At 68.3% G+C, this 13,598-nt stretch carries 10 protein-coding genes; 3 read left to right on the top strand and 7 right to left on the bottom strand.

The window, feature by feature from the left end:
* Positions 1 to 17: 17 nt before the first annotated feature.
* The 7 genes from ACP153_RS21320 to ACP153_RS21290 form a co-directional block, all read right to left on the bottom strand.
* The gene (locus ACP153_RS21320; protein ID WP_424973032.1) at positions 18 to 2,639 is read right to left on the bottom strand and encodes a hypothetical protein; all 2,622 of its coding nucleotides are present in this window, start codon (positions 2,637 to 2,639) and stop codon (positions 18 to 20) included.
* A gap of 102 nt (positions 2,640 to 2,741) precedes the next feature.
* Entirely contained in the window at positions 2,742 to 3,341 is a 600-nt protein-coding gene (locus tag ACP153_RS21315; protein ID WP_424973031.1) for a ferric reductase-like transmembrane domain-containing protein, read from the bottom strand.
* A 6-nt stretch (positions 3,342 to 3,347) separates the two neighbouring features.
* On the bottom strand, positions 3,348 to 3,836 hold the full coding sequence (locus tag ACP153_RS21310; RefSeq protein WP_424973030.1) for a twin-arginine translocation pathway signal: 489 nt from the start codon (positions 3,834 to 3,836) through the stop codon (positions 3,348 to 3,350).
* Positions 3,837 to 4,108: 272 nt separating this feature from the next.
* Entirely contained in the window at positions 4,109 to 5,398 is a 1,290-nt protein-coding gene (locus ACP153_RS21305) for an aspartate aminotransferase family protein (RefSeq protein ID WP_424973029.1), read from the bottom strand.
* Between the two features lie 4 nt (positions 5,399 to 5,402).
* Positions 5,403 to 6,506 (bottom strand): mandelate racemase/muconate lactonizing enzyme family protein, encoded by a 1,104-nt coding sequence (locus ACP153_RS21300; RefSeq protein WP_424973028.1) that lies wholly within the window; start codon positions 6,504 to 6,506, stop codon positions 5,403 to 5,405.
* An 11-nt stretch (positions 6,507 to 6,517) separates the two neighbouring features.
* Positions 6,518 to 7,612: an alcohol dehydrogenase family protein gene (locus tag ACP153_RS21295; RefSeq protein WP_424973027.1), complete on the bottom strand. Its 1,095-nt coding sequence runs from the start codon at positions 7,610 to 7,612 to the stop codon at positions 6,518 to 6,520.
* On the bottom strand, positions 7,609 to 10,068 hold the full coding sequence (locus ACP153_RS21290; RefSeq protein ID WP_424973026.1) for an FAD-dependent oxidoreductase: 2,460 nt from the start codon (positions 10,066 to 10,068) through the stop codon (positions 7,609 to 7,611). Before ACP153_RS21290 ends, ACP153_RS21295 begins: the two co-directional genes overlap by 4 nt.
* A gap of 72 nt (positions 10,069 to 10,140) precedes the next feature.
* Between ACP153_RS21290 and ACP153_RS21285 the strand changes: the two genes are divergently transcribed.
* Genes ACP153_RS21285 through ACP153_RS21275 form a run of 3 tightly spaced genes read left to right on the top strand, consistent with a single transcriptional unit; the run spans position 10,141 to position 13,566 of the window.
* The gene (locus ACP153_RS21285; protein ID WP_424973025.1) at positions 10,141 to 11,031 is read left to right on the top strand and encodes a MurR/RpiR family transcriptional regulator; all 891 of its coding nucleotides are present in this window, start codon (positions 10,141 to 10,143) and stop codon (positions 11,029 to 11,031) included.
* Positions 11,028 to 12,116, top strand: coding sequence for an aromatic ring-hydroxylating oxygenase subunit alpha (locus tag ACP153_RS21280; protein WP_424973024.1), 1,089 nt, complete (start codon positions 11,028 to 11,030; stop codon positions 12,114 to 12,116). The genes ACP153_RS21285 and ACP153_RS21280 overlap by 4 nt, the downstream gene beginning before the upstream one ends.
* Positions 12,109 to 13,566 carry an aldehyde dehydrogenase family protein gene (locus tag ACP153_RS21275; RefSeq protein ID WP_424973023.1) on the top strand — a complete coding sequence of 486 codons (1,458 nt, stop codon included), beginning with the start codon at positions 12,109 to 12,111 and terminating at the stop codon, positions 13,564 to 13,566. The genes ACP153_RS21280 and ACP153_RS21275 overlap by 8 nt, the downstream gene beginning before the upstream one ends.
* Positions 13,567 to 13,598: the final 32 nt, after the last annotated feature.

Here is a 13,598-nt window from a genome sequence, read left to right as displayed (position 1 = left end):
GCGGGCCATGAGCGGCTCTAACTTGGGAAAAACGGCTCTTCGGAAGGGGAATTCGGCCGGGTGACTGCCTCGAAAAGCGTGCTGCGCAGGCTGTCGGGGAGGGCAGGGGGCTGGGTTCCGCCCGCGCTCAGGGCCGCGAGGGCAGTTTGCAGATCCTCGAGCCCGGTCAAGCGCCCGGTGGCGGCGAGATCCTCGAGCCGGGCAGTGAGCCCGTCGAGCACCGGATCGGGCAGGGCAGGACCGGAGGGCGCCACCCCGCCGGGCGAGGTCTGCTGGGCCGCAGCGGGGCGCCAGGGGTTGATCCTGAGCGTGGCCTTGGCGGTCTGGCCTGCGCCATCGGTGAGGGTGACCGTGACCGAGAACCGCTCTGGCTGGCTGAGGCTGAGTTGCGGGCTGGTTCCGCCCACCAGAATGGGGCTTGGCGCCCCCAAGCCGGGCGTGCCGAGGCCGGGCGAGATCATGGTGCTCGGTGCGGTGCCGGGCAGGGTGGGCAGGTCGATCCATGTGGGCAGGCGGTCCACCGTATGGGCGCCGCGGCGGTGATGGCTGGCCTGCCAGTCGAGCCGGTAGGGGCCCGGGCCGAGCGCGCCGCCATGGATCCGGAGGGCGATGGGGCCATAGCCTTGCTGGCGCACGGGAACCGGGGTCATCGCACTGCCATCGGCGGTCTCGAGCGGGCGATCCTGCGGTGCGCCGAAGGGTGTGGAGCGGGCGATATCCACCGAGAGCGCCAGTTCGGGCACGGGGATCGTGAGGATTGTCAGCCCCATCAGGCCTGCCCCCGCGCTGTCCCGGGCGGTGAGGCTGAGGGCGAGGCTGTCGCCCGGATGCCCATCGACGGCGAAGGTGACGCTCGGCTCGGAGCTGCGCTGGGTCTGGGGCGGAGCGCCCGCCACGGAGAGGCTCCAGTCATAGAGCGCGCCGGGGCCGAGCCGGGTCGGGGCGCTGACGCGGAGTGTGCGACGAATGCGGGGCGGGGGACCAGCGCTGAGCCCGCTGGCCTTGTCTTGCCATTCGCCTTGTATAGAGACGGTTTCCGGGCGGTGCGGCGCTGTTTCCGGGCTGGCCGTGAGGGCCATGCTGCCGAGCCCCCGGGCATCTGCGGATGTGGCCCGGCGGTGGGTGCCGCTGGCATCCCGGACCCAGATATCGACCGGATAGGCGCCATTGGGCTTGATCGGGTTGTCCCCGAAGGTGCCCACGCCGGAGCGTCGGCCTGCGGCGGCGTCAATCCGCCCCGCGGCCTCGCGGATCAGGGTCCAGAGCATCATCGCGGTGCCCATGTCCCGGCGCGACAGGGTCTCTGCCTGGCGGGCGAGGGTGCCGGGCACGGGGGAGACCCGGGGCTCGTCGAGCTGGGCGCGCAGGTCGGCTTCGATCTGGCGCAGGTTGCGCAGGGCGAAAGAGATGGCCGGGTTGGTTTTCGCGGTCGAGATCAGGGCCTGCACCTCGTTGAGGGAGGGGAGGGGCCCCGTGGCCTCGGCCTTGTCCTCGGGCAGGCTGATCAGGTGGCCGAGCACCATGGTGGCGGCCGCGACGAGGGGGGCGAGGTCGGCCACCGGGGGCCAGTCGAGAAAGCGGATGAGCTCGGTCAGGATCGCCTGCTCCTGGCTGCGGCGCAGGTGGAGGAGGAACGGGTGGGGCAGGGGCACGTCCCAGGGGCGCGGGGTGCCGCCCGGGCCGGTGAAGGAGGTGTCGAAGCCGATGGCTTCGGGGTTGGTGAGGCCGGTCTTGCGGTGGGTCCACCCGCTCTCGGTCCAGTTGACCAGCGGGAAGAACATGAAATCCGTGGGGTTGTGGTAGTCCCAGCGCCGGAAAGAGACCTGCCCGAGCCCCGGTTGCAGGGTCGCCAGCACCGAGTGGGAGGCGGTCAGGATCGCGTCCGGGCGCAGGCGCAGGCCGCTGCTATCCTGGATCTGGGGCGTTTCCGTGCCGGGGACCGCGCGCCAGAAGGGCATCATCGGCTCTTCGTCCAGATAGAGGATCCGGCCAGTGCCGAGCATCACATAGAGGGTGGTGACCGTGTGGTGCCAATTGCCCACGGCGATGTCGATGACGTCGGGATCCTCGGGGCCGGGCTCGCCGGGCAAGGGGCCGCGGCGGATCCGGGTCCAGGGGCCGTGGAGCGCGCCGGGGGGCGTGGCATGGGCGCTGTTCAGCCGGGCGCGATAGGCCGCGAGCCAGTCGCGGATCGCCGTCACGCGGTCGCTCGGTTGGGGCGGGACCTGTCCGTTGGGCCAGAGATCGGGCACGGCATAGAGCTTGGCCAGCTCGGTATCCAGCATGTTGTTCGGAAGGCTCTGCGCGGCGGTGTCGAGCAGGGTCTGCAGGGTGCTGGACGTGCTGACGAGGTCCGAGATCACCCGGAAATTGTAGTCCACCCAGGCGCCGATATCCGTGCGCAGCACGCACCAATGCAGGCTCTTGTCAGCCAGGCGGATAAAGACGCGGTTGTTGTCGGCGGCGAGATGGGTGACCTCCATCGGCGGTTGCGGGTCGAAGGCCTGCCACAGGCCCAGCCCCTCGCGGTATTCGAGCCAGCCTTGAGGCGTGATGCGGATGGAGTACGGCGTGGGGCTGGCCACGTCCTGGGCGTTCTGGGCAAAGACCTGACGCTTGGTGTCGAGCTGAAAAACCATGGAAACAATCGCTTTGATGAAACCTCAATGGCCTCAGAGTGAGGTCAAAGCGACCCTCGCTCAAGATCAAATTCCGGGCAATTCAAGGCCGGTTGACCCTGTTCAAGAGCCTGTTTTCGGGCGTTGTGGGCCCCAGCGGCTGTGCAGGGCTTTGGCCACGGCGAGAGCCACAAGACCGCAGAGGGCGAGCTTGGTCAGAAGCTCCATCGTGCCGTCGATCAGCAGGGCATGGGCGATGGTGCCCCCGGTGATCAGCACCGCGAGGCTGAGATGGGCGCGGCGCCAGAGCTTCGGGTGGAGATGCAGGTGGCGCCAGCTGGCCGCGAGACCGGCGGTGGCGAAGATGCCCCACATGGCCAGCACGCCCCAGAGGGAAAACGGCGTGGGCGAGCTGAAGGTCAGCGCGTCGATCACATCCGGGGGCGACGTGATCCAGAGCCCGGCGACATGGAGCAGGACCGCGGCCAGCAGGCTTGCCCCGACCCAGCCATGGATCCGCCGGGCGCGCGGGGCGGAGAGCCCGGGCAGAAGTCCCAGCGCCAGAAGCGGTTGGACCAGCATCAGCCCCAGCCCAATCACCCCGGCAAACCCGGCCATGATATAGATCGGGTCACGCCAGGCCAGAAGCGGGCTCAGGGCGGCAGCGCCAAGGGGCACCAGAAGGGCGAGCGTGAGCCCGCCCCAGATCAGGGCCGTGCGCATGCGGGGTCAGGCAGGGGTGAGGACGAAATGCGCCTCGAGGCTGGTATCCTTGCGATTCGACATGACCGGGCGCAGGAAGACGGTTTTGAAGTCCTCGCTGTCATAGGCGAGGTGGCCATGGGGCTGGCCGAAGGCGGGGACGATCTGCGGCATCTCGAGCCGGAAGACCCCGTTGGCGTCGGTCAGGGTCGCGCCATGGCTGTGCCAGTCGCGCTCATGCCCTTCGGTGGTATGGGCCCAGATCTGGATCCGCTGGCCCTCGAGCGGGGCGCCATCGCCCGCGCGGCGCACGGTGCCGGTCATCCAGAAGCCGCCGCCGCCGATCCGGTCCACGATGGGGGCGCCGGCGCGGTAATTGTTCGAGCCCCCGCGCATGGAGCGGGTGGGGGCGAGGCCGCTGGCCCGGGCGGGGACGCGGAGGCCGGTCGCGCCCGTGGCGATTGTGGCGCCAGCGGCGGCGATGAGGGTGCGGCGGGTGAAGGGCGTGCGGGTCATGGCGGGTCTCCTGTCGCGGCTGCGGGTCGGGGGCCTTGGTTGCCGCTATGGTAGCCTGTTTCCCGCCAAAGGCCAAAGGGCGGCGGCGCGGGATCGGCAGGCGTGTGCCCACATCTTCGTGAGGAGCGGGGGGGACCATGCGCGCTCTTTGAGCGCGCGGACGCGCCCGGTGGCTGCGATGCGCCTGCGCGCCCTTGGGGATTATGCAAATGGCAAGGGCGCCCAGCGGGTCCGCGCCCCCGTGAAGCGGGGGCGCTCCGGTGCGGAGGGTGTCAGGCGGTGCCGGCCGCCTGCGCCGTGGCCTCGGCGGCGCGGGACACGGCGGTGACCGTGCGCGCCAGATCCAGATCTGTCAGGGCAAGACAGGGATAGAGCTTGCCCGGGGATTTGAAGACCCCGTTCTCGCGCAGCACCCGGTTATAGACCCCGTTCCGCCCGGGATCGTCATGGCGCGCGCTGCGGTAATCCACCGGATCGGCGCTCGTGAAATAGAGATCAAACAGGGTCGGATCCCCGCAGATCCGGTGGTCGAGCCCCACGGCGTCGAGCGCAGTGCTCTGCATTTCCTGCAGGCAGGTGCCGAGGGCGCGCAGCCGGTCGTACTGGCCGGGCCGTTTCAGCACCTCCATGGTCTTGAGCCCCGCGGCGGCGGCCACCGGGTTGCCCGAGAGGGTGCCCAGCTGCATCAGCCATTTGTCGGCGCCCACGACCTCCTTGTCGAAATGGGCCATGATCTCGGCGGAGGCACCGAGGGCGGCTAGGGGGAACCCCCCGCCGATGATCTTGCCCAGGGTGCAGATATCCGGGACCACGCCGTAACGCTCCTGCGCGCCGCCATAGGCGAGGCGAAACCCGGTGACGATCTCGTCAAAGATCAGGAGCACCCCGTGCCGGTCGCAGAGCGCGCGCAACCCGCGCAGGAAGTCCGGTTTCGGCGGGATGATGCGCTGCAAGGGCTCCACGATGATCGCGGCGATGTCGTCATGCTCGGCCATCAGCGACGCCACCGCCTCCAGATCATTGAAGGGCGCGATCAGCATCTGCTCGGCCACCGACGCAGGGATCCCGGCGCTGTCGGGCACGGCCTGAGGGAAGTTGACCTCCCGCGCGGGGGCGAGGCTCATCTGCGCCTCGGCGGACATGCCGTGATAGCCGCCCTCAAATTTCAGGATCTTGCTGCGGCCCGTAAAGGCACGGGCAAGGCGCAGGGCGTACATGTCCGCCTCCCCGCCGGAGGTGACGAAGCGGACCTGCTCGCAGCAGGGGACTGCCTCGCAAATCGCCTCGGCCAGCTCGATGCCGCGCGCGTTATTGGCGAAAAATGTCATGCCTCGGGGGAGCTGTTCGAGCACGGCCTCCATCACCTCCGGGTGGCCATGCCCCAGGAGCATCGGGCCGGAGCCGATCAGGTAGTCCACATAGTCGCGGCCATCCTCGTCCCAGACCTTGGCGCCTTCGCCCCGGGCGATGACGATGCCGGGGTCGAAATTGCCAAAGCCCGCGGCGGGCAGCACCTCGCGGGCGCGGGCGATCCAGTCGGTTTGGGAGCGGGTGATATGCATGGGATCAATCCAGGATGAAGTCAGGGGAGCCGAGCAGGTCGAGATCGGGGGCGAGGCCAAGGCCGGGGCGCTCGGGCGGGGCGATGCGGCCTGCGGCGCGGGTGGGGCCGTCCGGGGCGAGGCGCGGGGCCACATAGCCCGAGAGATCGCAGACATTGAGCAGCCGCGCCGGGTCGGTGGTGGCCCCCAGATGCAGGGCGGCGGCCATGGTGATATCGCTGCCCCAGGTGTCCTCGATGCACATCACCGGGCCCAGATGCAGGCAGAGATCCCGCGCCCGGCGCAGGGCGCTGAGCCCGCCGAATTTCGACAGTTTCAGGGCCACTGCGTCGAGGATGCCGAGGCGATGCGCGTCGAGCAGGGAGGCCGTGTCCCAGGCCAGCTCGTCCAGCTTCATGGGCAGGCCCGTGGCGGCGCGGACCCGGGCGCATTCCTCGAGCGTTTCGCAGGGCTGCTCGAGCATCACGTCGAGATCGGCCACCGCGCGCCCAACGCGGGAGGCCGTCAGGCTCGTCGTTCCGCAATTCCAGTCGCCATAGAGGATCGGGCCGGGCCCGATGGCCGCCCGCACGGCGCGCAGGCGCTCCACATCCGTGGCCCAGTCGTCCCCCGCGCCGAGCTTGGCCTGAAACTGGGTCATGCCCTGGGCCTGGGCGTCACGTGCGATGCGGGCCATCTCGTCCGGATCGGTGCAGGTGATCGAGTGATAGAGCGGCAGGTCCGCCTGCTGCCGCCCGCCGAGCAGGGCGTAAAGTGGCAGGCCGGCCGCCTGCCCGGTCAGGTCCCAGAAGGCGATGTCCAGCGCCGAGCGGGCATAGAGATGGCCGGGCAGGTGCTTGGCGACCCGCGCGGTCAGGGCCTCGGCCCCCAGAGGCTCGCCGCCGATCAGCACCGGTGCGAGCTCGGCCAGGGCCGGGGCCACCCCGCGCGCATAGGCGGGCAGGTAATGGGGGATCGGGCAGACCTCGCCCCAGCCTGTGCGGCCCGTATCCGTGTCGACCGCGAGCACGACGGTCTCGACGGTCGCGCAGCTCTTGCCCGCGGCCATGTAATAGGTCGCGTGGGAGGTCAGCGGCACATGCCAGAGGCGGATCCGGGTGATCTTCATCGCAGGGCTCGTCAGGGCAGGACCACAAGGCTGCCCGTGTGCCGTTTCTCGAGAAAGGCGGTCTGGGCGGCGTGCAGCTCGGAAAGCGGGTAGGTGGCGGCGAGGGCGGGGCGGATCTCGCCGCCTTCGATATAGCGCACGAGGTTGCGGGTCACTTCGGGGGCGATCACGGTGGAGCCGGTGAAGGTCAGGTCGCGCAGGTAGAAGGTGCGCAGGTCAAGCGTGACCATGGGGCCGGCAATGGCGCCGGAGCAGGTCAGCCGCCCGCCCCGCGCGATCACGTCGAGCAGGGTCGGCCAGAACGGCCCGCCCACCACATCCGCAAGCACGGTGATCGTCTCATCGGCCAGCAGGGCGTGCAGATCCTCGGGCGCGCGGGGCAGGACCCGGTCGGCGCCCAGGGCCCGGACGGCGGCGTGCTTGCTCTCGGAGGCCAGGGCCACCACCCGCGCCCCGCGCCGTTTGGCGAGTTGCACGAGCCCCGTGCCAACCCCGCCCGAGGCGCCGGGGACCAGCACCGTGTCGGAGGCGGTCACCTTGGCCCGGGTCAGCATCCCCTCGGCGGTGGAATAGGAGCAGGAGAAGGTCGCCAGCTCCGCATCGCTGAGATCCGAGCGCACGGGGATCGCGTTCTGGGCGGGCAGGGTGGTGTATTCGGCAAAACCCCCATCCCGTTCGGAGCCGAAATACCCTGTCTTCGTCAGGTCCCAGGGGGCTTCGGGGTCCCGGAGCCAGTTGTCGGAGATCACCCGTTCGCCGATCCGGGCAGCCTCCACCCCTGGGCCCACGGCCACGACCTCCCCGCAGATATCGGCGCCCTGAATGCGCGGAAAGGCGATGGGCGCTGCGCCCCAGGTCGGGTCACTGTCATCCACGGTGGCATAGGCGTCCCCCTGGGTCGCCTCGGACACCGCCTTGGAATACCAGCCCACGCGCGTGTTGATATCGGTGTTGTTCAGCCCGCAGGCGCGGACCCGGATCAACACCTCGCCGGGGCCGGGATCGGGGCGGGGCCAGTCCCGGTGCCAAACCATCTGGTCGAGCCCGCCATGGCCCATGGTGACCATGGCGGCCATGGTGTCAGGGAGGGGAGGGCGTGCGCTCATTCCGCGGCCTCGAGGGCTGCATCCGTGCGGGGCAGGCGGCTTTCGGGGTCATAGGCGGGCGCGTCGAGCACCCGGGCCGGGCGGGGCGTGCCATGGATCACCACCTCAAGCGCAGTGCCGGGCGCGGTGGCCTCGGGCGCGAGATAGGCGAAGGCGAGGATCTTGCCCATTGTGGGGCCATAGGCGACCGAGGCCGTGGCACCCACCACGCGGCCATCCAGCATCACCGCCTCGCCCCCATGGCCGTCGATCTCGCCATCGGGTTCGATCTCCAGATAGGTGCAGAGCCAGCGCGCGCCATCGCGATCCAGGGTCTTGTCGCGCCCCAGATAGTCCTTGTCCGTGCGGGCAAAGCGCAGAACATCGGCCTCGGCGAGGGTCACCTCATTGGTCAATTCGCCTGCGCCCTTGAAGCCTTTTTCCATCCGCATGGCGTTCATGGCAAAGCTGCCATAATCGGCGATGCCATGGGGCGTTCCGGCCTGCCACAGAGCCTCATAGACCTGCAATAGAGCCGCTTTTGGCATGTGGAGTTCCCAACCGAGCTCGCCGGCATAGGACATGCGCAGGGCCCAGAGCTTGTGGCCCGCGACCTCGATCTCCTGCCCCGAGAGCCAACGGAAGGAGGCGTTGTCGAGCGGCGTCGCCGTGCAGGCGCCGAGCACCTCGCGGGAGCGGGGGCCGTTGAGCGAGAGCGCGCCCCAGGCCTCCGACAGGGAGGTGATCGTGATCTCCGCGCCGTCGCGATGCTGGGTCAGATGGTCCATGAGGCGCTGTTCGAAGAAGGCCGCGCAGACGAGATAGAACCGATCCGGCCCGAGGCGGACGATGGTCGTCTCCAACTCGATGGTCCCGGCGCGGTTGAGCATATGGGTCAGGGTGATCGAGCCGGTTTTCCGGGGCATGCGGTTGGCGGTCAGCCGATCGAGCAGGGCCTCCGCATCGGGACCTGCGACCTCCACCTTGGTGAAGGCGGTGACATCCATGATGCCGACGCGCTCGCGGACGGCGCGGACCTCCTCGGCGATGATCTCGTCCACCTGACTGCGGCGGAAGCTGTATTGATCCACGGCGGGCACGTCGCCGCGGGCGAACCAGCGGGGGCGCTCGAAGCCGAACACCTCCTCATGGACGGCGCCCTTGGCGGCGAGGGTCTCGTGCAGGGGGGAGGGCTTCACCGGGCGACCGGCGAGGCGGTTGAAATGGGGGAAGGGGATCTCGTGGCGGAGGCAGTAATCCTCATGGGCCTTGGTGACCTGCCAGTCCTTGGTGGCGTAGGGGCCGAAGCGGCGGGGATCGAACTCGCGCATGGAGATCCCGGCGGCGCCGTGGACCATCCAGCGGGCGAGTTCGCGGGTCAGGCCCGGCCCCCAGCCGATGCCGATCTGGGTGCCGCAGCAGCACCAGTAGTTGTGCACGCCGGGTGCGGGGCCGATCAGCGGGTTGCCGTCGGGCGGGTGGCTGATCGCGCCATGGACGTCGCGGGTGATACCGAGCTCGGCAAAGATCGGCATACGGTTCAGGCTTTCCTCGAGATAGGGCATGACCCGGTCGTAATCGGCCTCAAACAGCCAGTTTTCGTATTCCCAGGGGCAGTGATCATGCCAGACGGAGTTCGGGTTCTCCTTCTCGTAGATCCCGATCAGGCCCTTGTTCTGCTCCATCCGGATATAGCCGGAGACCTTCTTGTCATCGCGGATCACCGGCAGTTCGCGGTCGAGATCGCGGAATTGGGGCACCTCGTCGGTGACGAAATAGTGGTGGGTCATGGAGGTCATGGGCAGTTGCAGCCCGGACCATTCGCCCATCTGGCGGGCATAGGTGCCGCCGGCATTCACCACATGCTCGCAGCGGATCGTGCCGCGCGGGGTCTCGACCAGCCAGGAGCCGTCGCGGTCCTGGGTGATGTTGGTGGCCTGGCATTGGCGGAGGATCCGGACGCCCTTGGCACGGGCCCCGGCGGCCATGGACATGGTCACATTGGTCGGGTCCACATGGCCGTCATCGGGGGTGTGGAGCGCGCCGAGCACCCCGTCGAGATTGTAGAACGGGTGCAGTTCGGCCACCCGGTCAGGGCTCACCAGCTCGATATTGAAGCCCAGGGCACGCCCGACCGAGAGGGTGTGGCGCAGCCAATCCATCTCGTCTTCGGTATAGGCCAGCCGGAAGGAGCCGCAGCCATGCCAGGTCACGGGCTGGCCGGTCTCGGCCTCCAGCGCGCCGGAATAGAGGTCGATATTATAATCGACGCAGCGCCCGAGGCCGTAAGAGCTGGTGGAATGGGTGATCTGACCCGCCGCGTGCCAGGTCGAGCCGGAGGTCAGCTCGGCCTTCTCCAGCAGCACCGTGTCCGGGCCCCAGCCTTCATGGCCGAGATGGTAGGCGAGGCCGACGCCCATCACGCCGCCTCCGACAATGACCACGCGGGCCTGTGTGGGGAATGCCGTCTCAGCCATGGCTCTTTTCCTTTTCCAAAGCCGTGCGAATTTCCTCGACAGGGCTAGAGAACATCTGTACCAGAGTCAATCATGAATGGGACAGATGTATCATCGGGCGTGCTCGACCGCCTTTCCGCCGAATGGGACGCCCTGACGCCCGAGGCGCAGAAGGCGGCGCGCTATGTGCTGGAAAACCCCGCCGATGTCGGGGTGTCGACCGTGCGCGAGATCGCCGAGGCGGCGAAGGTGAAACCCAATACCGTGGTGCGCATGGCGCGGCAGGTGGGGTTTGACGGCTATGAGGAGTTTCGCGCGCCGTTTCGCGAGGCGATCCGCCAGGGCGCGGTGAGCTTCCCGGACCGGGCGCGCTGGCTGCAGGATATCCGCAAATCCGGCGATCTTGGCGGGCTCTATGCGGATATGGTCGAGGCGGCGATTCGCAACCTCGAGGAAACCTTCGCGGGCATCGAGGCGGAGGCTCTGAAGCGCGCCGCCGAGGAGATCTGGAACTCGCGCCAGGTCTTTGTTCTTGGCGTCGGCGTGAACAATTCCAACGCGCGGAACTTCACCTATCTCGCCTCCACGGGCATGACCGATTTCCACGCGATCCCGCGCCCGGGCTCCACGGCGGTGGATGATCTGGCCTGGGCCAATGAGCAGGATGTGCTGATCGCCATGACCTGCCGGCCCTATCGCAGCGAGGTGATCGAGGCCGTGCGGATCGCCAAGGATCAGGGGGTGCGGGTCGTGGCCCTCTCGGACAGCCCGGCGAGCCCGATCATCCTCGCGGCCGATCACGGCTTTGTCCTCGCGGCGGACACACCGCAATTCTTTCCCTCTTCGGTCTCGACCATTGCCCTGCTCGAGACCCTGCTGAGCTTTGTGATTGCCGTGGCCAGCGACGAAATCGTGGACCGGGTCGACCGGTTCCACCGCCGCCGCCACGAATTGGGGATCTATGACGGGGAGGCACCTGAATGAACGAAAGGGCGATGCCGCTGCGGTCGCTGGATGCGCGCTATTACACGGATCCTGCGGTGTTCGAGGTAGAGAAATCGGGGCTCTTGGCGCGGACTTGGCAGTTTGCCGGTCATGCGAGCCAGCTGGCCGCACCGGGGGATTATTTCACCTTCGAGATGGCCGATGAAAGCCTGTTCTGCATCAAGGGGCGGGATGGCGAGATCCGCACATTCTACAATGTGTGCCAGCACCGCGCCCATCAGCTGGTGCAGGGCGAGGGCCGCACGCGCGTGGTGGTCTGCCCCTACCACGCCTGGACCTATGAGCTGAACGGGCGGCTCCGCGCGGCGCCGAACTCGAAATCCGTGCCCGGCTTTGACGCCAGCAAGATCTGCCTGACGGAGGTCCGCACGGAGGTCTTTCTCGGCTTCATCTTCGTCAATCTCGACCCGGACGCCGCCCCCATGGAGGACTGGTTCCCCGGCGCGCGCGACGAGCTGGAGGCGTTCATTCCCCATTGGGCCGAGCTCATGCCCCTGGAATGGGTGGAGATCCCGGAGAATTGCAACTGGAAGGTCTCGGTCGAGAACTACTCGGAATGCTACCATTGCACCCTGAACCATCCGACCTTTGCCACCGGGGTCATCAAGCCCGAGACCTATGACATCCAGCCCCAAGGCCGCTGCCTGCGCCACACCACGGAATGCACGTCCCTGGATCAGCTGAGCTACGATATCGAGAGCGGCTTTCCCAATCATGACAAGTATTCGAGCTGGTTCCTCTGGCCCATGTTCTCGTTTCAGGTCTATCCGGGGAACCTGCTGAACACCTATCACTGGCGGGCCGTGGGGCCGGACAAGGTGGTGGTCTGGCGGGGCTGGTTCTCGATCGGCGGGCGCGATGACGAGACCGTGCGCCGGATGGCCCAGCAGGACCGCGCGACCACGGTCGAGGAGGATATCCATCTGGTCGAGAGCGTGCAGCGCGGGCTGAAATCCCGGGGCTATGTGCCGGGGCCCTTGGTGGTGGATCCGGCCTCTGGCGTGAATTCCGAGCATTCGATCCTGCATTTACAGCGCTGGATGCGGGAGGCGGTCGATGGCTGAGCCCCAGATCGCGCCGCTTTGGTACAACTATATCGACGGGGATTGGGTGCTGGGCGGCGCGGGCCGTCTTGCGATCACCGATCCCGGCACGGGCGAGACCCTGACCGAGCAGGCCCTGGCCGATGCGGGGGATGTGGACCGGGCGGTGCAGGCCGCGCGTCGCGTGCATCTCTCCCGCGCGCTGAGCGATCTGCGCCCGATCGAGCGCGGGCGGATGGTGCAGGCCATGGGCCGCTACCTGCTGGAGCATCTGGGTGAGATCACCCGGGTTCTGACCCTGGAGCAGGGCAAACCCCTGTGGGAGGCCCGGATCGAGGTCGAGAGTGCGGCGCTCTATTTCGAGTATTACGGCAATCAGGCCAGCACGGTGGAGGGGCGTTCGGTTCCCCTCGGGGCGGGCTATTACGACTGGACCGAGATGGAGCCTTACGGCGTCTCCGCCCAGATCATCCCGTGGAACTACCCGCTGGAGATGACCGCGCGCTCCATGGCGGCGGCGCTGGCCACGGGCAATGCCTGCGTGATCAAGACGCCGGAGCTGACCCCGCTTTGTACCGCTTATCTCGCCCATGCGGCAGAGGCGGCGGGTCTGCCGGCGGGGGCGGTGAACATCCTTTGCGGGCTCGGGGCGGAGGCGGGGGCGGCGCTGTCCTCCCATCCGCAGGTCAACCAGATCGTGTTTACCGGTTCTGTGCCCACGGGCGTCGCGATCGCCAGGGCGGCGGCCGGGAACGTGGTTCCTTGCGTGCTGGAGCTCGGCGGGAAATCCGCGGCCATCGTCTATGAAGATCACGACCTCGCGGCGTTCGAGACCGATCTGCGCTGGGGCATCTATTTCAATGCGGGGCAGGTCTGTTCGGCCATGAGCCGGGTGATCGTCCATGAAAGCCGCGCCGAAGAGCTGATCGCGCGGGCCGAGGCGGTGGCGCAGTCGCTCTCCACCGGGCCGGGGATCGACCGGGCGGAGGCGGGGCCGAGCATGGGCGCCATGGTCTCCGAGGCCCAGCGGGATCGCGCCGTGCGCATGGTCGAGACCGCCCAGGGAGAGGGCGCGCGGGTCGTGACCGGTGGCCGCCCCCTGAACCGGCCCGGCGCCTTCATGGCGCCCACGGTTCTGGCGGAGGTGCGCCCGGAGATGGAGGTCGCACAGACCGAGGTCTTTGGCCCGGTCCTGTCGATCCTGTCTTTCCGCGACGAGGCCGAGGCGCTGGAGATCGCCAATGGCACCGATTACGGGCTGGTGGCCGGGGTGTTTACCCGCGACCTCGACCGGGCGACGCGGGCCGCGCGGCAGCTGCGCGCCGGGCAGGTTTTCGTCAATGAATGGTATGCGGGCGGGGTCGAGACCCCTTTTGGCGGGGTCGGGAAATCCGGCTATGGCCGCGAGAAGGGGCGCGAGGCCTTGTGGAACTACGTCCAGACCAAGAATATCGCGATCAAGCGGGGCTGAGACGGCCCCTTCACGCCAAATCCCGGAGACAG

Source organism: Dinoroseobacter sp. S76 (assembly GCF_049801095.1).
Classification (GTDB): Bacteria; Pseudomonadota; Alphaproteobacteria; order Rhodobacterales; family Rhodobacteraceae; genus Dinoroseobacter.
This window is presented reverse-complemented; position numbering and strand designations above follow the sequence as displayed.

Coding starts and splice junctions, on each gene's coding strand:
- ACP153_RS21320 (WP_424973032.1), bottom strand. CDS start 2,639: ATGGTTTTTCAGCTCGACACCAAGCGTCAGGTCTTTGCCCAGAACGCC.
- ACP153_RS21275 (WP_424973023.1), top strand. CDS start 12,109: ATGGCTGAGCCCCAGATCGCGCCGCTTTGGTACAACTATATCGACGGG.
- ACP153_RS21315 (WP_424973031.1), bottom strand. CDS start 3,341: ATGCGCACGGCCCTGATCTGGGGCGGGCTCACGCTCGCCCTTCTGGTG.
- ACP153_RS21280 (WP_424973024.1), top strand. CDS start 11,028: ATGAACGAAAGGGCGATGCCGCTGCGGTCGCTGGATGCGCGCTATTAC.
- ACP153_RS21310 (WP_424973030.1), bottom strand. CDS start 3,836: ATGACCCGCACGCCCTTCACCCGCCGCACCCTCATCGCCGCCGCTGGC.
- ACP153_RS21300 (WP_424973028.1), bottom strand. CDS start 6,506: ATGAAGATCACCCGGATCCGCCTCTGGCATGTGCCGCTGACCTCCCAC.
- ACP153_RS21305 (WP_424973029.1), bottom strand. CDS start 5,398: ATGCATATCACCCGCTCCCAAACCGACTGGATCGCCCGCGCCCGCGAG.
- ACP153_RS21285 (WP_424973025.1), top strand. CDS start 10,141: ATGAATGGGACAGATGTATCATCGGGCGTGCTCGACCGCCTTTCCGCC.
- ACP153_RS21290 (WP_424973026.1), bottom strand. CDS start 10,068: ATGGCTGAGACGGCATTCCCCACACAGGCCCGCGTGGTCATTGTCGGA.
- ACP153_RS21295 (WP_424973027.1), bottom strand. CDS start 7,612: ATGAGCGCACGCCCTCCCCTCCCTGACACCATGGCCGCCATGGTCACC.